Raw genomic sequence first — 22773 nt, forward strand, 5'->3', positions numbered from 1 at the left:
CCCCAGCGGCAAAAATCTAAAACAAAAGCAGGACAAAACCAGCGCACGCCGCCGTGGCCGTGGCCGATTTTGCTCGGAGGATTTGACCCTTGCCCTGGTAGATCGGGCAGGTTGACACCACCTGCCCCTTAGCCCGATCACGGGGTCAAATCGAGGGGTCCCCGAGTCAAATCGGCCACCACCGCTGGGACCGGCAGCCACCAGATCCGCTGGGACCGGCAGGCACCGGATCCGCTGGGACCGGCAGCCACCAGATCGCTGGGACCAACAGCTACCCGATCCGGCAGGACCGGCAGCTACCCGATCCAACGGAACCAGCAGCCACCCCGACGAGACCGGCAACCACCCCACCCACCGGAACCAGCCTCAAGCGAGCGGCATCCTCAACCGAGCCCGAGCCAACTTCCCGGTGGCCGAGTGCGGCAGCTCCACCGCGAACTCCACCACGGTCGGCACCTTGAACTTCGCCAACCGGGCGGCGCAGTGCTCGACCACGGCCTCCGCGCTCAACTCCGCCCCTTCGCGCAGCACCAGCACGGCCTTCACCGACTCCCCGGTCCGCTCGTCCGGCACCCCGACGGCGGCGGCCTCGGCCACCTGCTCCAGCTCGCCCAGCACGCGCTCGACCTCGTGCGGGTACACGTTGAACCCGTTGACGATGATCAGGTCGCCTGCCCGGTCCACCAGGTGCAGGTCGCCCTCGGCGTCCAGGTACCCGACGTCCCCGGTCCGGAACCAGCCCTCGGCGTCCGGCCCGTGCGCGCCGTCCGGCCAGTACCCGCTGAACAGGTTGGCCCCCCGGACCGACACCAGCCCGGTCCCCGGCTCGTCCTCGTCCTGGTCCAGCACCCGGCCGTCGGTGTCCACCAGGCGCAGCTCGACCCCCGGCAGCGGCCTGCCCACCGAACCCGGCTTCGGCGAACCACCCACCAGGGTGGACGTCAGCACGGGCCCGGTCTCGGTGAGGCCGTACCCCTCGTAGATCGGCAGCCCCACGGCGTCGCGCATCGCGTCCAGGACGCCCTTCGGCAGCGGCGCCGCGCCGGAGGTGAACAGCCGGACGGTGGAGAGGCTCTCGCCGAGCCGCTCGGCGGGCTGCGCGAGGACGGCCTGGTACATGGGCGGCACGCCCACGACGGTCGTGATGCGGTGCTCGCGCACGGTCTCCAGCGCCGTCCCGGCGTCGAACCGCTCCAGGAGCACGGCCGTGGCGCCCGCCCCGGCCACCTGGAAGAGGCCCGGCCCCAGCCCGTAGACGTGGAACAGCGGCAGCGCCAGCAGCACCCGGTCCCCGGCGGTCACCGGAGCGGGCCGCAGCGCGGCGCACTGGCCGACGTTCGCGAGCAGCGCGCGGTGGGTCAGCATCGCGCCGCGCGGCACGCCGGACGTGCCCGAGGTGTAGCCGAGCACGGCGAGGTCCTCGCCGCCGCCGACGGGGGCGAACTCCAGCTCGTCCTCGACCACGAGCGCGGGCGGTCCCATCACCGGGAGGTCGGCGCCGCCTCCGTCACCGAGCAGGAGTCGGGCGCCGCTGTCGGAGATCAGGCGTTCGAGTTCCCGCAGCGGCTGTCCGGGCCCGGCGGGGACGACGACGCCGCCCGCCCGCAGCACGCCGAACACCGCGACGCAGAACTCCGGCCCCGTGGGGAGGCGCACCACGACCCGGTCACCGGGCGCGACACCCGCGTCGACCAGCGCTCGGGCCTGCGCGTTCACCGCCGTGTCCACCTGGCCCCAGGTGTACTGCGCACCGCTCGCCACGTCGATCAACGCGGCGTGGTGCGGCCCGCGCAGCGCTGAAGCGCTGACCAGGTCGGCGACGTTCCGGGCAGACTCGGTCAAGGTGACCTCCTGATGAACAACCTTCACGCTCATCGCAGTCTGTCACGCGTGGCCCGAGTCATGTAGGCATGGCTTGCGCGTCGCACAACCGTGACGGCCCTTCGCTACCTACTAAGGAGTAACAACCCGTATGCTCGCGCCACGGCGAACCTGTGGAGGAGCCGCTACCCGATGATCTCCAGGGGACGCGCGAACAACGTCCGATCCATCCGGACGTTCCGCTCGGGGCGGAGCGCAGGAGGGCAGTCGACCACGGCCGAGGAGACGGACATCGACACGGCGCAGACGCCGTGGGACCTGGTCCGTGCCGCCCAGGAGGGCGACACGGCCGCGTTCGGTGTGCTCTACGACCGGTACGTGGACGTCGTCTACCGGTACGTGCTGTTCCGCGTCGGCGACCGCAACCTGGCGGAGGACGTGACCAGCGAGACGTTCCTGCGGGCGCTGCGGAGCATCGGGTCGGTCAGCTACCAGGGTCGCGACGTGGGTGCGTGGTTCGTCACGATCGCCAGGAACATCGTCTACGACCACGTGAAGTCGAGCCGGTACCGGCTGGAGGTCACCACCGCCGAGCTCGCGGACAACCGCGAGGTCGCGAGCGGTCCGGAGCAGGAGGTCCTCACCGACGCGACCAACGCGGAGCTGCTGCGCTGCGTCGGCCAGCTCGGCGACGACCAGCGGGAGTGCATCACGCTGAGGTTCATCCAGGGGTTGTCGGTGGCCGAGACGGCCGCCAGGATGGGGCGCAACGAAGGCGCGATCAAGGCGTTGCAGCACCGCGCCGTGCGGCGGTTGGCCACGTTGCTGCCCGCCTGGTTGCGGTGATCGCCATCGCAAAGATCCCGTTCGCGTAACCCCCGCGCACGTCCTTTCGTTGTTCGGGTCAGGTCTTGAAGTCGAGATGGTGCGGGATGGTGGGCAGAGGTATCACGCCGCTTGGGCGTCGCAGGCAGCACGAGCGCTTCGCTCGTGCCGTCGAGTCGCGTCCGCAGAGCGTCGATCCCGAACTGGCGGCCGAGCTGGCCGTGGTCGACGCGCTCCGGAAGGCGGCCTCGACCAGCGGTCCGGACGCGGCGGCGCGCGAGCGGATGCGGCAGCGGATCCTCGAAGCCGAACGGCCCACGTCGGCCGTCACGATCCTCAAACCCCGGCGGTCCAGCGCGCGGGGGCGCTTAGCCGTCGCCGCGGCGGCGGCGCTCTGCCTGGTGCTGTCGCTGGCCGGGATGAGCCTGCTGCTGAGTCGTGACGCGCTGCCCGGAGACGCCCTGTACGGCATGAAGCGGACCGCGGAGTCCGCGTCCCTGGGGTTCACCTTCGGGGACGAGTCGAAGGCCCTCAAGCGGCTGGAGTTCGCCACCGCGCGACTCGCCGAACTGGAGACGCTGACCGACGAGCACGGCGACGACGGCCCGCTCGGGGCCTACCTGACGGCGTTGACGGACTTCGACGCCGACACCGCCGCCGGGGCGCGCGAGCTGTCCGCGGTCGGGACGAACTCCGACGAGCGGGTGCTGGGGACGCTGGACGAGTGGGCGAGGACCCAGTACGCCCGCTTGACCGACCTGCGGACGCGGCTTCCCGAAGCGGCCGTGACCCGATCGGCTGCATCGCTGACCCTCCTGGCCCGCATCGCGCAGCGGACGGCGGACCTGCGGGGGCGCACCGGGTGCTCCCCGGTGACGTCCGGGACCGTGGACGACATCGGGCCGCTGCCCGCCGACTCGCCGTGCTCGACCGGCGCCCCCGTTCCGGGTTCACCGTCGTCGCCCGAACCGTCGGTGCTGGTCAACCCGCCCGTGCCCACCGTCCCCCAGGCTCCGGTGCCGCCCGCGTCACCGCCCGCCTCCGGGGTTCCCGCACCGGACCCGACCACCCCGACGTCGCCTCCGCCGCTGCTGCCGCCGATCACGTCGGTGCTCCCGACGGTGCCGTCGCTCGGTTTGCCGACGATCACCGTTCCGTTGCCTTTGCCACTCCCCGGGCTACCCGGCATTGCGTTCGGTTCCTGATCGCTACCCTGATGCCAGAGCTCGCAGGTTGACCAGGAGGCGCTGGCTGTGTCATGGAGGCGTGTAGAGAGCTCGGCCGATCGCGAACGGGCGGCCGCGCTGGCCGGAGAGGCCTCCGCCGAGGCTGCTCTCGCCGCGGCGCTGCCCATGGACGACCCGGCCGAACGGGCCACCGACCTGACCGCCGCCGCGTTCTTCGACGTCGACAACACCATGATGATGGGTGCGTCGATGTTCCACTTCGCGCGGGGACTGGCCGCTCGGGACTACTTCAACACCTCGGCCCTCGCCGGGTTCGTGTGGCAGCAGTTGAAGTTCCGGGTCGGGGGGCGTGAGGACCCGCAGAGCGTCAAGGCGATGCGGGAGCAGGCGCTGTCGTTCGTGGCCGGGCGGTCGGTGGCGGAGCTGATCTCGCTCGGCGAGGAGATCTACGACGAGCTGATGGTGGACCGGATCTGGACCGGTACCCAGGCGCTGGCGCAGAAGCACCTGGACGCCGGGCAGAGGGTGTGGCTGGTCACCGCCACGCCCGTCGAACTGGCCCAGATCATCGCTCGGCGGCTGGGGTTGACCGGAGCACTGGGAACGGTCGCCGAGTCCACCGATTCCATTTACACGGGTCGACTGGTCGGGGACCTGCTGCACGGGAAGGCGAAGGCCCAGGCCGTTCGGGCGTTGGCCGCGAAGGAGGGGTTGAACCTCCGGCGGTGCACCGCCTATTCCGATTCCGCCAATGACGTGCCGATGCTGTCCGTGGTGGGGAACGCCGTGGCCGTCAATCCGGATTCCGGGTTGCGGGAGACGGCTCGGCGGCGCGGGTGGGAGGTTCGGGACTTCCGGACCGGGCGGAAGGCGGCGAAGATCGGGGTGCCTTCCGTGTTGGGGGCTGGGGTACTGGCCGGGGCCGTGGCTGCTGGGATGGCTTATCGGCGGCGGCACGCCTGAGGTGTGCCGGGGTTGGCGGTGGGTCCGGTATCCGCAGGTCCCAGGGGTGAGAGCCGGCATCCACGAGTCCCAGAGGGGATGGCCGACGTGACTCGGGGGCCCCTCGACTTGCCCCTTTGCTCGGGCTCAAGGGCAGGTGGTGTCCCCCTGCCCGATCTACCAGGGCAGGGGGCAAATCCCCCGAGCAAAATCGGCCATGGCTTCGGGGAAGGCGTTGTGTCGCCTTTTGTCTAGCCGAGGAAGACGTTTCTGCGTTGGGTCAGTAGTTTGTACAGGGTTTGTTGGATTGTTTCCCTTACCTGGTCCGTCAGGTTGAAGACCAGCATGGGGTCTTCTGCCGCGTTTTCGCCGAAGTTGTCCGTTGCGATCGGTGCGCCGAACTCTATGTACCACTTTGACGGCAGCGGGATTGCTCCCAGTGGTCCTAGTAGTGGGAATGTTGGCGTGATGGGGAAGTAGGGGAAGCCGAAGAGCCTTGCCAGGGCCTTGACGTCGCCGATCATGGGGTAGATCTCCTCCGCTCCCACGATCGAGACCGGGATGATGGGGACGCCGGTGTTGAGCGCCGCCGAGACGAAGCCGCCCCTGCCGAAGCGTTGGAGCTTGTAGCGGTCCTTGAAGGGCTTGCCGATGCCCTTGAAGCCCTCTGGCCAGACGCCCACTACTTCGCCTGAGCTGAGCAGGCGTTCCGCATCCGGGTTGCAGGCCAGTGTTTGGCCCGATTTCCTGGCCAGTGCGCCCAGCAGCGGGGTTTTGAAGACCAGGTCTGCTCCCAGCATCCGCAGGTGGCGGTTGGCGGGGTGTTCCTTCGCCACGGCGAAGGCCGTCATGGTGGCGTCCAGCGGGAGGGTGCCCGAGTGGTTCGCGACCAGGAGCGCGCCGCCCTCGGCAGGGATGTTGTGGATGCCGGTCGTCTCCACGCGGAACCACTTCTCGTACAGCGGCTTCAGCGGGGGCATGATGATGTTGTCCGTCAGGTCCGGGTCGAAGCCGAACTCGTCGACCTCGTAGTCGCCCACGAGCCGCCTGCGGATGAAGTCGAGCAGGCCGCCCAGGCGTTGCTCCCAGTCCTCTCCCCGCTCCTGCTGGGGTTCCGGTGCCACCGCGAGCGGTAGCTCCTCCACCGCCGGCTGGTGGGCCGGGACCGGCCTCGGCCCGCGGGGCCTGGTCGGGGATGCCGGGTTGCGGTCAGCACCGTGCAACGGGATCACGCGTGCTCCTGCCACGGGGTCCATCTCCTCACTGAAGTGGTACTAGCGGAGCTTCGCGGCGACGTCGAGGAGTCCGCGCTCGATCGCCTCCACCCGCTCCGGGGCGATGAGCGGGCGGAGTCCGCGGCCGCTCACGTAGTCGTCGAAGGCCTGGCGCGTCGTCCAGCGGGGGGTGAAGCCGAACTGGCGCTTGAGCAGGCTGGTGTCGACCACCCGGCCCCAGTTGAGGAACCGCATCTGGTCGGGTGAGAAGTCGACCAGTCGGGCGCTGCGGAAGAAGCGACCGACGCTCGGCACGGCTCCGCTCGGCACCGGCAGGGTCAGCCTGCCCGCGCGGCGGATGGCCTGCGAGAGGAGCAGCACGCCTTCACCGCCCGCGTTGTAGACGCCGGGGAGGTCGTGCGTGGTGGCGCGCTCCAGGATCGCCAGGGCGTCCTCGGAGTGCAGGAGTTGGACGCGCGCGTCGTAGCCGAACACGGTGGGCACCACCGGCAGGGCGAAGTACCGGGTGAGCACGGTGTCGATGCGCGGGCCGATGAAGTTCGTGAACCGGAGCGTGGTCACGTCCACGTCCGGGCGGCGGCGGGAGAAGCCCCTGACGTAGCCCTCGACCTCGACGGCGTCCTTGGCGTAGCCGCTGGACGGCAGGTCCTTGGGCCCCATCTCCTCGGTGAACACCGCGGGGTCGCGGGGGCTGGAGCCGTAGACCGCGCTGGTCGACTTCACGACCAGCTTGCGCACGTGCGGCGACTTCTGGCACGCGGCCAGGAGCTGCATCGTGCCGATGACGTTCATCTCCTTCATCACCGTCCGCCCCGTCGGGCCCGCCGGGTTGGCGGTGACCGACGCGTGGACGACGGTGTCGACACCCGCCGTGGCGATCACCTTGGCGATCAGCGGGTTGCGGATGTCGGCGCGCACGAACTCCGCCCGACCCATCCGGCGCAGGAGGTCGCGCGGTGGTGGTTCCGTGTCGACGCCGAGCACCCGCTCGATGTCGGGGTTGGCGGCGAACCGCGCGGCGAGGTTGCCGCCGAGGAAGCGGCTCACTCCGGTGACGAGAACGACCTTCGGCGCCATGCGACTCCATGTCAGGGTGCTTGAGCGGCTCGATGCTACAAGGGAAACCGGTGACCGCGCCGTCCCGGAACGCCGTCTTGACGCAGGTCACGCAGGCTTTACGGGCTAATCACCCGATCGGACCGAGTCCATCTCGTCAGGGTGCGGCGCACTCCCACCCGTTGGGACCGGGTGGTCCAAACACAACTGCCGCCGACCCCGGAGACCGGGATCGGCGGCAGTCGAGCGCTGAATGAAGAACCCGCGCGTGGGCTACTTGCCGCGCTTGCGACGCTGAACGCGAGTCTTGCGAAGCAACTTGCGGTGCTTCTTCTTCGACATGCGCTTGCGGCGCTTCTTGATGACCGAGCCCATGCGGGTTCCTTAGCTACTAGACGTTGGTGGTTCTCCATGCTCCGGTGCAACCTACGGACGTGCGCCCGTCAAGCAGGCGCGCCGACACCAGGCACGAACGGCTGCCCAGTTTACCCCGCGCCGCACACCGGCCCGACCCCGAGGTCACCCGGCGTCGAAATACGCGTTCTGGAGGTAGGCGTGCACGGCCTTCTCGGGCACCCGGAACGACTTGCCCACGCGGACCGCGGGCAGCTCCCCGGAGTGCACCAACCGGTACACCGTCATCTTCGAGACACGCATCATGGAGGCCACTTCGGCCACGGTCAGGAACTGGACCTGAACGAGGCTCGATCGATCGTTCTCCTTCGCAGGCATGGTTATCACCGCGTCCTTCGACACGTGTCGTGCCGTCGGCTTCCCCACCGACGGTTCGACACGCACGTGCTGCTCCCGAGAGTAGCGGGACAGGTGGGGCTACTGCGACGTGCAAAGTCCCCCGGCGCCGTCACCCGTCCTGGTGCGCACGGCCCAACTCGGCCGAACGGTCGCGCGCCGCCTCGATGGCCGCGAGGAACGCCGCGCGCACCCCGTGCTTCTCCAGCTCGCGGATCGCCATGATCGTCGTGCCCGCGGGCGACGTGACGGCCTCGCGCAGGATCACCGGGTGCTGGTCGCCCCGCGCCAGCATCGCCGCGGCCCCGACCGCCGACTGGATGATCAGCTGCCCGGCGAGGTCGCGCGGGATGCCGAGCAGGATGCCCGCGTCGATCATCGCCTCGACGAGGTAGAAGAAGTACGCCGGTCCCGAGCCGGAGAGCGCCGTCACGGCGTCCTGCTGCGCCTCGGGGACCCTCGCGACCCTGCCGACGGTCGACAGCAGCTCCTCGACGATGTCGAGGTGCTCCGGTCCCGCGTGGGCACCCGCGGAAATGGCGCTCATCGCCTCTCCGACGAGCATCGGCGTGTTCGGCATGACCCGGACCACCGCGGTGCCCTCGGGCAGCCTGCGTTCGTACAGGGCGGTCGGAAGGCCCGCGCAGAGCGAGACGACCAGCGCGCCGGGGCGCACCACCGGCGCCAGCTCGTCCAGGAGGGGCTCGATGTCCTGCGGCTTCACCGCGACCACGAGCACGTCGGCGCGCGCGGCGGCCTGGGCCACGTCCACGGCGTCCGTGCCGTACTGCTTGGCCAACTCCTCGGCCCGCTGCGGGTGCTTCTCGGTGAACAGCAGCTCATGGGGTTCGCGGCCACCCTGGAGGAGCCCGGACAGCAGGGCTTCCCCGATCTTGCCCGCGCCGAGCACGGCGATCGTCGTCATGACCCCAAGGGTGCCACGCCCGCGCGAGCCGGTTCAGCGGCGGAGCGGGCGCGGGCACCCCCGTGCGACCGGGGTGGAGCAGCCGCTCACCCGGCGGGCGTCAGTGCCAGCTGCCGCGCCTGGCACACGAGCCGCCCGGTCGAGTCGATCACCACGCTGTCCTCGTCGAACCACTGCCCGTGCACGGCGCTGCACGACACCTGCACCCGCAGCCACCCCGGAGCGGGGTTGGCGCGCACCAGCGCGGTGAGCTGCACCGTCGGCGACCACCCGAACCGCCCGAGGTTGAACGTCACGGGCATCGAGATGTCGCTCGCGACCAGGGCGAAGTACGCGTCCGGGCGCTCGCCCTTCGGCCGCACCCACAGGCGCAGCACGAGCGGGTCGCCGGTGCGCCCGGTGAGGAAGCCCGCCCCCTGCTGGTCCAGCCGCACGTCGCACACGGCGCCGAGCTTGTAGACGCCGCCCGACTCCATCGTGCTGAGGTCGATCGAGTCGGCGGGCGGCTCGGCGGCGATGGACGGCAGGGCCGCGTAGTCCGGTGGCTGCTCGGGGAGCCTGCCGACGGTCACCACGGACTCGACGCAGCTCCGGCCGCGCTGCTCGATGGTCGTCGAGACCACCGTCGCCGTCCGGCCCGCCTTGCGGATCTCCGTCCGGATCAGCACCGGACCGACTTCGGGGGCCCGCAGGAACTGCGAGCTGACGGCGAGGGGTGCCAGGCCCTCGGTGCCGGGGACCGCGTCCGTCGCGGTCCGAACGGCGGCTCGGGCGGCGAGCACCAGCAGGAAACCGCCGTGCGGTTTGGGACCGATGGTCCACTCCGCGGGCAGGCTCGCCGTGTAGGTGCTGTCTCCGAGCGAACGCACTGCACTGGCAGCCGTGAACGTGGGCACCGAGCTCCTCGTACGAATCGTCATGAGCGGCTGACCAGCGACCGCAGGAAGAAGGCGACGTTGGCCGGGCGTTCGGCCAGCCTCCGCATCAGGTACCCGTACCACTGCTCGCCGTACGGCACGTACACGCGCACCACGTTCCCCTCCGAAGCCAGTCGTCGCTGCTCGGCGGGCCGGATCCCGTACAGCATCTGGTACTCGAAGCTACCGGGCTTCCGGTCGTGCCAGCGCGCCCTTTCGCCGATCACGTCCACCAGTCTGGGGTCGTGGGTGGCGAACATGGGGAAACCGTCACCCGCGAGGAGCACGTTGGCGCAGCGGACGTAGTTCAGGTCGACCTCGTGCGGGTCGGTGTGGGCGACGCCGTCGGGCTCGGCGTAGGCGCCCTTGCACAGCCGGACGCGGCTGCCTGCGAGTTCACGGCAGTCGTCCAGCGTGCGGCGCAGGTACGCCTGGAGGACCGCGCCCACCCACGGCCAGCTCCGGCGCAGCTCGGCGAGCACGCGCAGCGTGGAGTCCGTGGTGGTGTGGTCCTCCATGTCGAGCGTGACGGTCGTGCCGCACTGCTCGGCGGCGGCGCAGATGCGCGACGCGTTGGTGAGCGCGAGGTTCTCGCCGAGCGACTGGCCGACGGCCGACAGCTTGACGCTGACCTCGGCCCTGCCCGCGAGGCCGGTGGCGTGCAGGCGGTCCAGCAGCTCCAGGTAGGCGCGCACGGTGCGTTCGGCCTGCGTGCGGTTGGTGGTGTCCTCGCCGAGGTGGTCCAGGGTCACGTGGAGGTCGTCGGCCACCAGCGACCTGGTGACCTCGACGGCCTCCTCGGTCGACTCGCCCGCGACGAACCGGCGCACGACGTCGCGGCTGACGGGGGCCGACGCCACGAGTCCGCGGACGGTGTCGTTGCCCGCCGCCGCGAGGATCAAGGAGCGCAACGGGTTCACCGGACTGACCTTACGGGGTCGGCGGCGTTCAGCGCTCGGCTCGCCAGTCCAGGTGGAGGCGGGCGAACAGGAGGGACTCGGCGAGCATCCTCGACCGCTCGGCGGCACCTCGGGCGCGCCTGGTGTTGATCTCCAGGACGACCTGGCCCGCGAAGCCGCCGCGCGCGAGGTTCTCGCACACCGCGGCGCACGGCTGGCTGCCCCGACCGGGGACCATGTGCTCGTCCTTGGCCGCGCCGCTGCCGTCGGCGAGGTGGATGTGCGTGAGCCCGTCGCCCATCCGCTTGGCCAGCTCGACGGCGTCGACGCCCGCGGCGGCGGTGTGCGACAGGTCGAGCGTGTAGTGCCGGTGGCCGACGTCGGTGGGGTCGATGGACGGGGCGAACGCGGTCACCTGCACCGACCGGCCCCGACCGAGCGCCCGGCGGACCGGGAACATGTTCTCCACCGCCACGTCGACACCGCCGGAGTCCTCCAGGGACTCGACGAGGTCGGCGAAGCCGTCGGCGTAGCGGCGCTGCCAGCGGAACGGCGGGTGCACCACGACGGTGCGCGCGCCGAGCTCGCCCGCGGCCTCGACGCTGCGGCGCAGCCGTTCGACCGGGTCGGGCGACCAGACCCGCTGGGTGATCAGCAGGCACGGCGCGTGCACGGCCAGCACGGGCACGCCGGTGCGCTGGCTCAGCCGCTCCAGCGCCCGCACGTCCTGGCTGGTCGGGTCGGCCCAGACCATGACCTCGACGCCGTCGTAGCCCAGTTCGGCCGCCAGCTCGAACGCGGCGCCCGCCGGCTGCGGCCAGACCGATGCCGTGGAGAGCCCTACCGGGATGGTCAAGACTTCACCAGCAGCATCGCCGCTGGTGAGACCGTCACGATCAACCCGACGAGCACGGCCAGCAGCGTGGTCTGGAGGTCGTCGGCCTTGCGGATCTTGCGGACCAGCAGCACCAGCCCGACGGTCACGCCGAGGGCGAGCACCAGCGCGGCCGCGGGGATCGCGCGCCACAGGAAGTTGAAGCCGAGCCACAGCGCGGCGCCGCCGAGGACGCCGACCGCGAGCTGGCCGATCATGACGAGCCACTCCTTGACCGGGGAGCGCTCGACGTCGTCCAGGTCCTCCAGCTCCTCGACGTCGACCTCGTCGACGTCGGACAGACCGGCCGGTTGCTCGGCGTCGAAACCGCCGACGGAGTAGTCGTCCGAGTAGTCGTCGACGTACGGGCCGGGGTGGGCCGCGGTGTTCTCCTGCTCGGCGAACTCCTCGTCGTCGTCGCCGAACCACTCCTCGGGACGGGCGTCCGGCAGCGGGTCGGGCAGCTTCGGCGGCGCCCCTGGGAACACCGGGACGGCGTGGGTGATCTGGGTGTCGGCCGCGCCGGGCTCGGCCGGGACGCGCGGGATGACCTCGGTCATCGCCTCGCGCACGGGCGCCGGGGGCGGCGGGCCGAGGGGCGGGCGGGCCGGGTTCGCCCGCGACGGGTCCGGCTTGGGCAGGTTCGCCCGCGAGGACTGCTCCGGTGTGGGCGGGTTCGCCCGCGACGGGTCCGGCTTCGGCAGGTTCGCCCGCGAGGACTGCTCGGGCTTCGGCAGGTTCGGCCGCGACGGGTGGTCGGGCAGCCCGCCGGGCTTCGGGATCGACGGCAGCGAGTACTCGTCGACGATCGGCGGCACCTGCCGCGTCTCCTCGGCCGGGTCGACCGGGGGCACCGCGGCGCGGCGGGGCTCGGGGCGGCGCGGCTCGGGGCGCGCCTGGTCCACCCTCGGCGGCTCCGGGCGCACCGGGGCCGCGCGGGGCGGTTCGACGCGCGGCGGAGGACCGGCCTTGGGCGGCTCGGCCCTGGGGGGCGGGCTCACCTTCGGCGGCGGCTCGGCGCGCACGGGCTTCGGCGGCTCCGGACGGACCGGCGCCGCGTACTGGGTGCGGTCGGGGTCCACGTCCGGCTTCGCGCGCCTGCCCGTGCGGGTCGCGGGTGGCTCGACCGACGGGTCGATCACCTTCATCTCGCCGCTGTCGGAGTTGATCCGCTCGATGATCGCCTGCGGAGCCGTGTCGGTCGGGTCCTCCGCACGCCGACGCCGACGCCGCGGCGGGGCGTCGCCCGCGCTGGCGCCGTACTGGGCAAGGAGCTCAGCGACCGTCCGCTGAGTCTGCTCGGACTCGCTCTCTCGACTCATCAACTCCACCGTGCTCCGTGCTGGGCTGAACGTCCAGTGTCACCCGGCTGCCGGCCTTGAGCCGTCGGCGCGGTCTGTTCCGAGCCGTTAGTGTGGTCCAACCGGCGGAGGATGACACCTTCCCGCAGGGCCCAGGGGCAAATCTCGACCTGCGTGAGTGACAGCGCTCGCATCGTGGCGTCGGCCACGAGGGCCCCCGCGACGAGCTGGTGGGACCGGCTGGAGCTCACGCCCTCCAGCTCGGCGAGGTCGCCCGCGGACATCCGCGAGACGAAGGCGATCAGCTGCCGCAGCCCGGCGTCGGTGAGGACGCGGTGCGCCCTCGGGCCCGCCGAGGACGGCGCCGCACCCGTCAGCCGGGCGAGCGTGCGGAAGGTCTTCGACGTGGCGACCACACGATCAGGTGTACCTGAACGGCGTAGCTTCTTCGCCACCGAGGCCAGTTGTTCGTCCAGCCACTCGGTGGTGTCGCGCACCTCGGAACGGCTCGGCGGGTCCTTGCGGAACCTCGTCCTGGTGAGCCTGCCCGCGCCGAGCGGCAGCGAGAACGCCTCCTCGGCGACCTCGTCCACACCGACGGCCAGCTCCAGCGAACCGCCGCCGATGTCCAGGCACAGGAGCCTGCCCGCCGACCACCCGTACCAGCGGCGGACCGCGAGGAACGTGTAGCGGGCCTCGTCCTCGCCCGTGAGCACCTTGAGGTCGACGCCGGTCTCCGCGCGCACCCGCTCCAGCACCTCGGCGGAGTTGCCCGCCTCGCGCACCGCGGACGTCGCGAAGGCCATCAGGTCCTCGCAGTCGAGCCTCTCGGCCGCGGCCTTCGAGGCGGCGATGGTCCGGACCAGGTGGTCCGCGCCCGCTCTGGTGAGCTGCCCGGTGCCGTCGATCTGCTCGGCCAGGCGGAGCACGGACTTCTCCGAACTCATCGGCGTCGGGTGGGCACCCCGATGAGCGTCCACCACAAGGAGGTGGACGGTGTTCGACCCCACATCGAGGACCCCGAGGCGCACGCGGTGCACCGTACCCGGTCGACCCGGTCAGGACTCGAACTTGTAACCGAGACCCCGGACGGTCACGAGGTGCTTGGGCACCGACGGATCGGGTTCGATCTTGGACCGCAGGCGTTTGACGTGCACGTCCAGCGTCTTGGTGTCGCCGACGTAGTCCGCGCCCCACACCCGGTCGATCAACTGGCCCCTGGTGAGCACCCGGCCCACGTTGCGCAGCAGGTACTCGAGGAGGTCGAACTCCTTCAGCGGCAGGCTGACCTCGGCCCCCTCGACCGTGACGACGTGCCGCTCGACGTCCATCCGGACCGGCCCCGCCTCCAGCACCTGCGGCAACAGCTCCTCGGCCTCGCCGCCGCGGCGGAGCACCGCGCGGATGCGGGCGATCAGCTCGCGGGCCGAGTAGGGCTTGGTGACGTAGTCGTCGGCGCCCAGTTCGAGGCCGACGACCTTGTCGATCTCGCTGTCCCGCGCAGTGACCATGATCACCGGGACGGCGGACCGCTGGCGCAGCTGCTTGCACACGTCCGTGCCGCTCATGCCGGGCAGCATCAGGTCGAGCAGCACGATGTCGGCGCCGTTGCGGTCGAACTCCTCCAGCGCCTCCTGGCCGGTGGCGGCGAGTGCGGCGGTGAAGCCCTCCTTGCGGAGCAGGAAGGCGAGCGGATCGGCGAAGGACTCCTCGTCCTCCACGATGAGCACCCTGGTCACAGCTCTCCTCCGTGCGTTGTGGCGAGTTCCTGCTCGGGCAGGGTCGGGCCCGGCTCCACCTGGTCGAGGTGGGCCGGGATGCGGAGGGTGAACGTCGAGCCGGTGCCCGGCAGGCTCCACAGCTTCACGTCGCCGCCGTGGTTCAGCGCGACGTGCTTGACGATGGCCAGGCCGAGCCCCGTGCCGCCGGTGGCCCGCGAACGGGCCCGGTCGACGCGGTAGAAGCGTTCGAAGACGCGGGTCTGCTGGTCCTCGGCGATGCCGATGCCGCGGTCGGTCACGGCGATCTCCACGAACCCGTCGACGAGCCTGCGGCTGATCGACACCGGGCTGCCGGGCGGCGAGTAGGCGACAGCGTTGTCGAGGAGGTTGCTCAACGCCGTGACCAGCAGCATCCGGTCGCCCTCGACGACGAGACCGGCCGGTTCGTCGCTGCTGATCTCGATGCCCGCGGACTCGGCGCCCAGCCGCGACCGGCCCAGCGCCTCGGACACGACGGTGTCGACCTCGACGGCGGTCAGCTCGGGCAGCTTCTCCGCTCCCTGGAGCCGGGACAGCGCGATCAGCTCGGTGACCAGCGTGCCCAGCCTGGTCGCCTCCTGCATGATCTTCGCGCTGAACCTGCGGACCTGCTCCTCGTCGTCCACGGCGTCGAGCACGGCCTCGGCGAGCAGCGCGAGGGCCCCGACGGGCGTCTTCAGCTCGTGGCTGACGTTCGCCACGAAGTCCCGCCGGGTCGCCTCCAGCCGCACCGACTCCGACTCGTCGGAGGCGTCCACGACGGTGAAGCCGTCGGTCAGCACCTTCACCCGCGCGTGGACGGCCTCGGCCTGACGGCCCTTGACCTCCAGCGGCGACAGGTCGACGTGCACGACCTCGCCGGTCCGCCGGACGATGTCGGCGGCCCGTCTGGCCCGGTCGTCGGCGCGGTTGTTGCGCACGACCCCCAGTTCCTCGGCGCGGGCGTTGTTCAGCACCACGTCGCCGAAGCCGTTGAGCACGACGATGCCGTCGTCGGACGACTGGACGACCATCGCCATGAGGTCGGCGACGGTCAGTCCGGTCTTGGTCGAGGCCTGCTTGCGGACCGAGGCGCGGCCGATGAGGAAGGCCGCGCCACCGGTCAGCACGAGGCCGACCACCAGTGCGAGGTAACCCGTTGCGGTCACGGCCGAATGGTAAGCAGGTCAGGGCGGTCGGGGCCTAGTGCCGGAGGGCGAACCGTGACTCCCGCGACACCCGCTGAGCGGCTTGTTCTTCACCCCGTCAGCCCGTGTTCACCCAGTCGTGTCCATCCGGCGTTCAGAACACGGCGAGGTCCTCTTCGGACAGCCGCAACCCGCCCGCGGCCAGGTTCTCCTCCAGGTGCGCCACGGACGACGTGCCGGGGATCAGGAGGATGGTCGGCGAGCGGTGCAGCAGCCACGCCAGCGCCACCTGGCGGGGGGTCGCGTCGTGCCGCTTCGCCACCTCCTCCAGGTGCTGGAGGTCGAGCGGCTGGAACCCGCCGAGGGGGAAGAACGGGACGTAGGCGATGTCCTGGGCGGCGCACTCCTCGACCATCGCCTCGTCGCCGCGCTGGGCGAGGTTGTACTGGTTCTGCACGCACACGACCGGCGCGATCGCCCGCGCCTCGGCCAGCTGCGCCATGGTGGCGTTGCTGATGCCTAGGTGCTTGATCAGCCCCTCGCGCTGGAGGTCGGCCAGCGCGGAGAAGCCCTCCTGGACGGAGCCGCCCTCGTCCATCACCCGGAAGTTGACGACGTCGATCGCGTCCACCCGCAGGCGGCGCAGGTTGTCGTGCACGGCCGAGCGCAGCTCGTCCGGCGACAGCGCGGGCAGCCACGCGCCCTCGTCGTCGCGGCGGGCGCCCACCTTCGTGACCAGCACGAGGTCCTCGGGGTAGGGGTGCAGCGCCTCGCGGATCAGGTCGTTCACCACGTACGGGCCGTAGTAGTCGCTGGTGTCGATGTGGTCGACGCCCAGCTCGACGGCGCGGCGCAGCACCGCGCGGGCCTGCTCGGGGTCCTTCGGCGGGCCGAACACACCGGGGCCCGCGAGCTGCATGGCGCCGTAACCGATTCGCTTCACCTTCAAGTCCATGCCACCAGGGTGGCCGGAAGTGTCCACGGCCCGCACCTCGTGGCCACAAGCTGCCATGCTCGACGGCATGGACCTGATCGAGGTGGTGCGCGGCGAGCGCGAGCTGTTCGAGCGCGCGGGTCACCTGTTCGACGTCGACGAGCTGGCGTGCGCGGCGAACTCGCTGTTCACCTGGTGGAGGACCAACGCGGAGTCGCGGCAGGACCCGAAGCGGCTCAAGCGGCTGCGCAAGCTGTTCCGGCTCAGCTCGATGCTCGACCCGTCGTGGTCGCAGCAGGCGCACGTGATGGCCGAGCACGGCGCGGAGGTCAGGGTCACCCCGGACGACCTCAACGAGACGCTGCTGCTCGGCAGCCGGTTCGTGATCATGGCGGGCGACCTGTCGCACGGTGTGCGGTCCTACAGCGTCATCTCCGCCCCGGAGGCCGTGCAGGGCATCCAGGCGCTCTACGAGGCCGCGTGGAGGGCCGCCAGCCCCCTGGAGGTGCACGACGCGTCGATGGTGGAGCTGCGGCCGTTGACGCCCGGCATCCTGACGGCGCTGAACGACGGCATGACGGACGCGGCGGCGGCACGCGCGCTGGGGCTGTCCCTGCGCACGTACCGCCGCCGCGTGGCCGAGCTGATGGTCGCCATGGGCGCCACCTCCCGCTTCCAGGCGGGAGCGAGGGCCCGTGAGCTGGGCCTGGTCTAGCGGCCCTGGTTGGCGACGGCCTTGATGGCGTCCGCCGCCGCGTCCGGGTCGAGGTAGAGGCCGCCCGGCGTGATCGGCTGGAGCGCCTCGTCGAGGTCGTAGCGCAGCGGGATGCCGGTCGGGATGTTGAGGCCCGCGATGTCGTCGTCGGAGATGCCGTCGAGGTGCTTCACCAGCGCGCGCAGCGAGTTGCCGTGGGCCGTGACCAGCACGGTCTTGCCCGCGCGCAGGTCGGGGACGATGGCCGACTCCCAGTACGGGATCATCCGCTTCACGACGTCGAGCAGGCACTCGGTCAGCGGCAGGTCGGGGCCGAGGTCGGCGTAGCGCGGGTCGGCGTCCTGGCTGAACTCGGAGCCGGGCTCGATGGGCGGCGGGGGCGTGTCGTAGGACCGGCGCCAGAGCATGAACTGCTCCTCGCCGAACTCCTCCAGGGTCTGCTTCTTGTTCTTGCCCTGGAGCGCGCCGTAGTGCCGCTCGTTGAGGCGCCAGTCCCGCTTCACCGGGATCCAGTGCCGGTCGGCGGCGTCGAGGGCGAGGTTCGCCGTGGCGATGGCGCGGCGCATCAGCGACGTGTGCAGCACCTCCGGCAGCACGCCCGCCGCCTTGAGCAGCTCGCCGCCGCGCTTGGCCTCGGCGACGCCCTTCTCCGACAGGGGGACGTCCACCCAGCCGGTGAACAGGTTCTCGGCGTTCCACACGCTCTCGCCGTGGCGGAGCAGGACCAGGGTTCCCACAGACATGCGGCCAGCCTAAGGGGTGGCGCCGCACCCGCGAACGGGGCGAGTGCGGCACCACACCCGGTCAGAGCTCAGCCGCGACCGCGTCCTCCGGCTTCGCGTGACCGCGCAGGGGCACCTGCTTGATGAACAGGGCCACCACGACGCCGACGGCGGCGACGCAGCCCGCGACGGTGAACAGGGTCGTGACGCCGTCGGTCACGGCGACCTGGAACATCCGCTGCGCGGCCTCCGGCAGCGACTTCAGGACCGCGGGCGTCATCTGGTTCGCCTCGCCCGGCAGCGACGACCCCGCGGCCAGCGAGTCCGTGAGCGAGCTGGTGTAGAGCGCGCCCAGCAGGGAGACGCCCAGCGAGCTGCCCATGTTGCGGAGGAACGTCGACGCCCCCGTGCCCGCACCCATGTCGCGGAGCTCGATGCTGTTCTGCGCGATGAGCGTGGAGGTCTGCATGAGGCAGCCCATGCCCGCGCCGAGCAGGACCATGTAGAGGGCGGTGGTGGTCTTGCCCGTGTCGACGTCGATGGTGGCGAACAGGCCCAGCGCGAGGACGATCAGCGCGGTGCCGACGACCGGGAACGCCTTGTAGTGGCCCGTCCTGCCGATGACGGCGCCGCTGGCGAGCGACACGGTCATGGCGGCGATCATCATCGGCATCAGCAGCAGGCCGCTGTTGGTGGCCGACGAGCCCTGCACGAACTGCTGGAACTGCGGCAGGAACGTCACGGCGCCGAACATCGCGAACCCGGAGATGAACGCCAGCGCCCCGGCCAGGGTGAAGTTGAGGTTGCCGAACACCCGCAGCGGCATGATCGGCTCGGCCACCCGGCGCTGCACGGCCACGAACGCGACGAAGGTCACCAGCGTCAGCGCGATCAGGCCGAGGATCGTCGGCGAGGACCACTCGTGCTCGGTGCCGCCCCAGCTCGTGATCAGGACCAGCGCCGTGATCCACACCGTCAGCAGGCCCGCGCCGAGCCAGTCGATCCTCGCCTTGCCGGTGCCGCGCGGCAGCTTGGCGAGGGTGATCCAGCAGACGACGAGAGCCACGGCCCCCAGCGGCAGGTTCACGTAGAACGCCCAGCGCCACGAGAAGTGGTCGGTGATGAAGCCGCCCGCGAGCGGTCCGCCGATCATCGCGACCGGCATGACGGCCATCATCAGGCCCATGTACTTGCTGCGCTCGCGCGGCGGGATCATGTCGCCGATGATCGACAGCACGCCCACCATGAGGCCGCCCGCGCCGAGGCCCTGGACCGCGCGGAACGCGATCAGCTCGCCCATGTTCCGCGACATCCCGGCGAGCACGGAACCGCCGAGGAAGACGACCACGGACGAGACGAACGTGATCCGGCGGCCGAACAGGTCGCCGAGCTTGCCCCAGATCGGCGTGGACGCCGTCGAGGCCAGCACGTAGCCCGTGGTCACCCAGGCCAGGTGGCTCAGCCCGCCGAGGTCTCCGACGATCGTCGGCAGTGCGGGCGCCACGATCATGTTGTCCAGCATCGCCAGCAGCATCGCGATGACCAGGCCGCTCATCGTGACCATGATCTGCCGGTGCGTGAACCGGGCGGGCGCCTCCGCCACTTCTGTCGTCATCTCGCGTTCCCCCACGAAGAGGCCAACTTACTTACCGGTCGGTCAGAGAGTACTTACTGACCGGCCGGTAAGCAACGCTATAGTTCGGCGGAGAGCGGCAAAACGGACGGAAGGGGACGCGGGGCGTGGTCCAGCAACGCAAGACGGGAACCGATCGGCGGGCGGACATCCGGCGCGTGGCGCTGGAGCTGTTCACCGCCCACGGCTACGAGTCCACGTCGATGCGCCAGATCGCGGAACGCCTCGACATCACCAAGGCCGCGCTCTACTACCACTTCGACAGCAAGGAGGCCATCGTCCGCGGTCTCTTCGAGGAGCGCCTGGCCACGCTGGACGCGCTGATCGAGTGGGCCGAGGCGCAGCCGCACACCCCCGAGCGCTCCGCCGCCGTGGCCGCGGGCTGGTTCGACCTGGTCGTCGAGGGCGGCCTCGGCTTCGCCCGCTTCGCGCTGGCCAACCAGGCCTCGCTGCGCGAGCTGATGCCCAAGGGCGGCGGCGGCCTCGACCGGATGCAGCGCGTCTCGGCGCTGCTGGCCGACCCCGGCACACCGCCCGTGGAGCTGCTGCGGATCCGCATGGGCCTGATGACCGCCAACCTCGCCGTCATGGGCTCCCAGGGCCTCGACCTCACCGACGAGGAGATCATCGCCGCCGCGGCCGAGGCCGCGGGCCTGCTGGTCCCCGGCTTCACCGACGCGATCACCTCGCGCGCGAAGACCGCCTGAGCCCTCCGCCGGACCTCGTCGGCGAGGTCGGCCGCCCGCCCCGCGAACGCCGCTCCACCCCGTGACGCGCGACGCCGGGGTGAACGGTCCGGGGTCCTGGCATCGACCCGTGCCGCACTTCGAGGTCACCACGAGCGTCGCGGCACCGCGACGCGCGACGTCGTCGACCTCGCCGCCCCGCTCCGCCCCCTCGGCACCACCGCCGAAGCACCGGTCTAGCGCGCGAGCGGCGAGACCCCCAGTTCCGCCGCGGTGCGCCGGTAGACCTCCGCGGCCAGCACGGCGTCACGGGCCCGGTCCGACGGCGTGGCCGGGGCACCCTTCGCGAAGTACCCGCCGTTCGGGCCGGGCGGGTACGTGCTGCCCGCCAGGCGCACCGGCGTCCGCGCCCCCTCGTCCGGGGTCGACGAGAACAGGCCCGCCAGCGTGCCGAACACCTTCATGGCGCCACCCGCGTGCGCCGTGAAGCCGGTCCGGACGACACCGGGCGAGGCGCTGTACGCGCTCATCCCGTCGGGCAGCCGCCGCGCCAGCTCGGCCGTCGCGAGCACGTTCAGCAGCTTCGCCGTGCCGTACACCGGCAGCTGGCCGAAGCGGTCGCGCCACGAGGTGCCCAGGACGTCGGGGTCGTCGCGGTCGAGCCTGCCGCGCTTCTCCAGGTCGCTGGAGACGTTGACGATCCGCGCGCCCGGCGCGAGGACCCCCTGCGCCAGCAGCAGGTGCGCCAGCAGGAACGGGGCGTGGTGGTTGAGGACGTGCGTGCGCTCGCCGCCGTCCGGGGTCTCGGCGTAGTCGGGGAAGGCCGCGCCCGCGTTGTTGACGAGGACGTCGACCGGCTCGGTGATCTCCTTCGCCAGGACGCGGACGTCGTCGCGGACGAGCAGGTTCCCGTGGTGGGCGCCCGCGACCAGGTCACCGCCGGGCGCCTGGCGCAGCGCCTCGCGGGTCGTGCGCGCACTGGCCTCGTCGCGGGTCACGACGACCACGCGCGTCCCGAGGGCCAGCAGTTGGCGGGCGATGGCCGTTCCCAGGCCTCCCGCCGCACCGGTGATCACAGCGGTCCTGGTCATCGTCGCCCTCCTTCGCGGTCGACCCTCACGGTGATGGCCCCCACCACGCCGTCGGCCGTCTCGGTGATGTCGAGCCAACTCCCCGCCGACCCCTTGGCCACGCGGATCTCGATGTCGTTGTCGTTGGTGAACGGACCGCGCCCGCGCCGGTCGTAGGGCGGCGAGGCCTGCACGCGCGCCGAGAACTCGTCGGGGAAGTAGAACTCGGTCGTCACGAGGTCGACGCCGTCGAGGAACGCCCGGTAGTGGATGTGCGGCGTCCGGGGCGTGTACCAGCCGGGCACGATCGTCCGGAACTCCACGACCCCGTCGGCGCCGGCCACCTGCCGCCCGCGCAGGAACGTCGTCGCGTCGGTCGGCCGGTACCGCCGCAGGAGCATCAACGGCACGTTCGGGAACTTGTCGGGGTGGTAGGCCCGGTAGCCCGAGTACGACCCGACCGCGTCGCAGTGCCAGATCTCCACGCTCGCCCCGACCACGGGCGAGCCCGTGCCGACGTCCACCGTCCGGATCCGCAGCAGCAGCGGCAGCCCCTCGCGGTCCTCCCGCACGTCGCTCCGCACCGGCGGATCGGCGATGTAGTACGGCCCGGGACTGGACGCGGCGGTGGCCTGACGTCCGTCACCCTCCCGCGGGTACCGCCGGTTGTCGATCCTCCCCAAGACCGTCGACAACACCCGTTTCCGCAGCCGGTCACGCAGCGGCGCTGGTTCGGTGGCCACGCCCACCCCCTCATCTATGAGTCAACTTGTCTCACAGTGAGACTCCCACTGCGCCCATCTATGAGTCAAGTTGTCTCATTACAATGCGGGGGTGACGTCGACCGATCCCCGCAGCACCCGCAGCAGAACCGCGATCCTCACCGCGGCCCGCGCCCTGCTGCTCAAGGAGGGCCCGGCCGCGGTCACCCACCAGCGGGTCGCGCAGGAGGCGGGCATCGGCCGCGCCACGGTGTACCGCCACTGGGCACGACCGGAACAACTCCTGCTGGCCGCCATGTCGGGCAGCGACCTGCCGCACTTCCGCGACCCGGCGACACCCATCCGCCCGTGGCTGCACGACCAGTTGCGCGCCCTGGCCACCGAGATGGAACTGCCGGAGGTCGCGGCGGTGACCCTGACCCTCATGCAGGGCGCGGTGTGGAACCCCGAGATCGCCGACCAGCGCGACCACGCCACCGCCACCGTCACCACCCGCCTGGGCGCGGCCCTGGACATCGCTGTCGAGTCAGGAGAACTGGCCACCAGGGTCGACCCGACGGACGCCACGTCGATCCTCATCGGCCCGCTCGTCTACCGCACGACCATGCAGGCGGGCAGCGTCACGGACGCCCTGATCGACAGCCTCCTGGACGCCGTCGGGTTCCGCCGAAC

Annotated in this window: 24 protein-coding genes; 6 read left to right on the forward strand and 18 right to left on the reverse strand. The window is 71.2% G+C overall.

Annotated elements, in window-relative coordinates; genetic code table 11:
- Positions 1-366 precede the first annotated feature (366 nt).
- Entirely contained in the window at positions 367-1842 is a 1476-nt protein-coding gene (locus tag VFZ92_RS37035) for an AMP-binding protein (protein ID WP_330881774.1), read from the reverse strand.
- A 171-nt stretch (positions 1843-2013) separates the two neighbouring features.
- Between VFZ92_RS37035 and VFZ92_RS37040 the strand changes: the two genes are divergently transcribed.
- The 3 genes from VFZ92_RS37040 (at position 2014) to VFZ92_RS37050 (ending at position 4796) form a co-directional block, all read left to right on the forward strand.
- The gene (locus VFZ92_RS37040; protein WP_330881776.1) at positions 2014-2667 is read left to right on the forward strand and encodes a sigma-70 family RNA polymerase sigma factor; all 654 of its coding nucleotides are present in this window, start codon (positions 2014-2016) and stop codon (positions 2665-2667) included.
- An 86-nt stretch (positions 2668-2753) separates the two neighbouring features.
- A complete protein-coding gene (locus VFZ92_RS37045) occupies positions 2754-3851 on the forward strand; it encodes a DUF5667 domain-containing protein (RefSeq protein WP_330881778.1) in 1098 nt (365 codons plus the stop codon).
- Positions 3852-3899: 48 nt separating this feature from the next.
- Complete coding sequence (locus VFZ92_RS37050) at positions 3900-4796, forward strand: HAD-IB family hydrolase (RefSeq protein ID WP_330881780.1); 897 nt, start codon at positions 3900-3902, stop codon at positions 4794-4796.
- A gap of 230 nt (positions 4797-5026) precedes the next feature.
- On the opposite strand, the gene VFZ92_RS37055 is transcribed toward VFZ92_RS37050, so the two are convergent.
- The 13 genes from VFZ92_RS37055 to VFZ92_RS37115 all read right to left on the reverse strand — a co-directional run bounded on the left by VFZ92_RS37055 (position 5027) and on the right by VFZ92_RS37115 (position 16574).
- The gene (locus VFZ92_RS37055; RefSeq protein WP_330881782.1) at positions 5027-6031 is read right to left on the reverse strand and encodes a lysophospholipid acyltransferase family protein; all 1005 of its coding nucleotides are present in this window, start codon (positions 6029-6031) and stop codon (positions 5027-5029) included.
- Positions 6032-6049: 18 nt separating this feature from the next.
- The gene (locus VFZ92_RS37060; protein ID WP_330881784.1) at positions 6050-7087 is read right to left on the reverse strand and encodes an NAD-dependent epimerase/dehydratase family protein; all 1038 of its coding nucleotides are present in this window, start codon (positions 7085-7087) and stop codon (positions 6050-6052) included.
- A 252-nt stretch (positions 7088-7339) separates the two neighbouring features.
- A complete protein-coding gene (locus VFZ92_RS37065) occupies positions 7340-7441 on the reverse strand; it encodes a 30S ribosomal protein bS22 (protein ID WP_015105422.1) in 102 nt (33 codons plus the stop codon).
- A 144-nt stretch (positions 7442-7585) separates the two neighbouring features.
- Positions 7586-7798 (reverse strand): helix-turn-helix domain-containing protein, encoded by a 213-nt coding sequence (locus tag VFZ92_RS37070; RefSeq protein WP_259628474.1) that lies wholly within the window; start codon positions 7796-7798, stop codon positions 7586-7588.
- A gap of 130 nt (positions 7799-7928) precedes the next feature.
- Positions 7929-8741 (reverse strand): pyrroline-5-carboxylate reductase, encoded by an 813-nt coding sequence (gene proC / locus VFZ92_RS37075; protein WP_330881786.1) that lies wholly within the window; start codon positions 8739-8741, stop codon positions 7929-7931.
- A gap of 86 nt (positions 8742-8827) precedes the next feature.
- Positions 8828-9661: a thioesterase family protein gene (locus VFZ92_RS37080; RefSeq protein ID WP_330881788.1), complete on the reverse strand. Its 834-nt coding sequence runs from the start codon at positions 9659-9661 to the stop codon at positions 8828-8830.
- Positions 9658-10578: a proline dehydrogenase family protein gene (locus VFZ92_RS37085; protein WP_330881790.1), complete on the reverse strand. Its 921-nt coding sequence runs from the start codon at positions 10576-10578 to the stop codon at positions 9658-9660. Before VFZ92_RS37085 ends, VFZ92_RS37080 begins: the two co-directional genes overlap by 4 nt.
- A 28-nt stretch (positions 10579-10606) precedes the next feature.
- On the reverse strand, positions 10607-11413 hold the full coding sequence (locus VFZ92_RS37090) for a sugar phosphate isomerase/epimerase (RefSeq protein ID WP_330881793.1): 807 nt from the start codon (positions 11411-11413) through the stop codon (positions 10607-10609).
- The gene (locus VFZ92_RS37095) at positions 11410-12753 is read right to left on the reverse strand and encodes a hypothetical protein (protein WP_330881795.1); all 1344 of its coding nucleotides are present in this window, start codon (positions 12751-12753) and stop codon (positions 11410-11412) included. Before VFZ92_RS37095 ends, VFZ92_RS37090 begins: the two co-directional genes overlap by 4 nt.
- Positions 12753-13763 carry a Ppx/GppA phosphatase family protein gene (locus VFZ92_RS37100; protein ID WP_330881797.1) on the reverse strand — a complete coding sequence of 337 codons (1011 nt, stop codon included), beginning with the start codon at positions 13761-13763 and terminating at the stop codon, positions 12753-12755. The genes VFZ92_RS37095 and VFZ92_RS37100 overlap by 1 nt, the downstream gene beginning before the upstream one ends.
- 27 nt (positions 13764-13790) lie before the next feature.
- Complete coding sequence (locus tag VFZ92_RS37105) at positions 13791-14471, reverse strand: response regulator transcription factor (protein WP_330881799.1); 681 nt, start codon at positions 14469-14471, stop codon at positions 13791-13793.
- Positions 14468-15640 carry a sensor histidine kinase gene (locus VFZ92_RS37110; protein WP_330881801.1) on the reverse strand — a complete coding sequence of 391 codons (1173 nt, stop codon included), beginning with the start codon at positions 15638-15640 and terminating at the stop codon, positions 14468-14470. Before VFZ92_RS37110 ends, VFZ92_RS37105 begins: the two co-directional genes overlap by 4 nt.
- Positions 15641-15773: 133 nt before the next feature.
- Positions 15774-16574 (reverse strand): oxidoreductase, encoded by an 801-nt coding sequence (locus VFZ92_RS37115; protein ID WP_330881803.1) that lies wholly within the window; start codon positions 16572-16574, stop codon positions 15774-15776.
- 67 nt (positions 16575-16641) lie between these two features.
- Between VFZ92_RS37115 and VFZ92_RS37120 the strand changes: the two genes are divergently transcribed.
- Positions 16642-17268 (forward strand): DNA-binding response regulator, encoded by a 627-nt coding sequence (locus tag VFZ92_RS37120; RefSeq protein WP_330881805.1) that lies wholly within the window; start codon positions 16642-16644, stop codon positions 17266-17268.
- Here the strand turns inward: VFZ92_RS37120 and VFZ92_RS37125 are convergent.
- Both VFZ92_RS37125 and VFZ92_RS37130 read right to left on the reverse strand, forming a co-directional pair.
- Positions 17265-18011: a phosphoglyceromutase gene (locus tag VFZ92_RS37125; protein ID WP_330881807.1), complete on the reverse strand. Its 747-nt coding sequence runs from the start codon at positions 18009-18011 to the stop codon at positions 17265-17267. The two genes, VFZ92_RS37120 and VFZ92_RS37125, sit on opposite strands and share 4 nt — an antisense overlap.
- Before the next feature lie 61 nt (positions 18012-18072).
- Positions 18073-19605 (reverse strand): MDR family MFS transporter, encoded by a 1533-nt coding sequence (locus tag VFZ92_RS37130; protein WP_330881809.1) that lies wholly within the window; start codon positions 19603-19605, stop codon positions 18073-18075.
- Between the two features lie 125 nt (positions 19606-19730).
- On the opposite strand from VFZ92_RS37130, the gene VFZ92_RS37135 reads away from it, so the two are divergent.
- Positions 19731-20330, forward strand: coding sequence for a helix-turn-helix domain-containing protein (locus tag VFZ92_RS37135; RefSeq protein WP_330881811.1), 600 nt, complete (start codon positions 19731-19733; stop codon positions 20328-20330).
- 215 nt (positions 20331-20545) lie between these two features.
- Here the strand turns inward: VFZ92_RS37135 and VFZ92_RS37140 are convergent, their stop codons facing one another.
- Both VFZ92_RS37140 and VFZ92_RS37145 read right to left on the reverse strand, forming a co-directional pair.
- Complete coding sequence (locus VFZ92_RS37140; protein ID WP_330881813.1) at positions 20546-21400, reverse strand: SDR family NAD(P)-dependent oxidoreductase; 855 nt, start codon at positions 21398-21400, stop codon at positions 20546-20548.
- Positions 21397-22122, reverse strand: coding sequence for a hypothetical protein (locus tag VFZ92_RS37145; RefSeq protein ID WP_330881815.1), 726 nt, complete (start codon positions 22120-22122; stop codon positions 21397-21399). The genes VFZ92_RS37140 and VFZ92_RS37145 overlap by 4 nt, the downstream gene beginning before the upstream one ends.
- Positions 22123-22213: 91 nt before the next feature.
- Between VFZ92_RS37145 and VFZ92_RS37150 the strand changes: the two genes are divergently transcribed.
- Positions 22214-22773: TetR/AcrR family transcriptional regulator (locus tag VFZ92_RS37150; RefSeq protein WP_330881818.1), on the forward strand; the 560-nt coding region annotated here is incomplete at its 3' end.

Source organism: Umezawaea sp., from assembly GCF_036375055.1.
In the GTDB taxonomy this organism is placed as follows: domain Bacteria; phylum Actinomycetota; class Actinomycetes; order Mycobacteriales; family Pseudonocardiaceae; genus Umezawaea.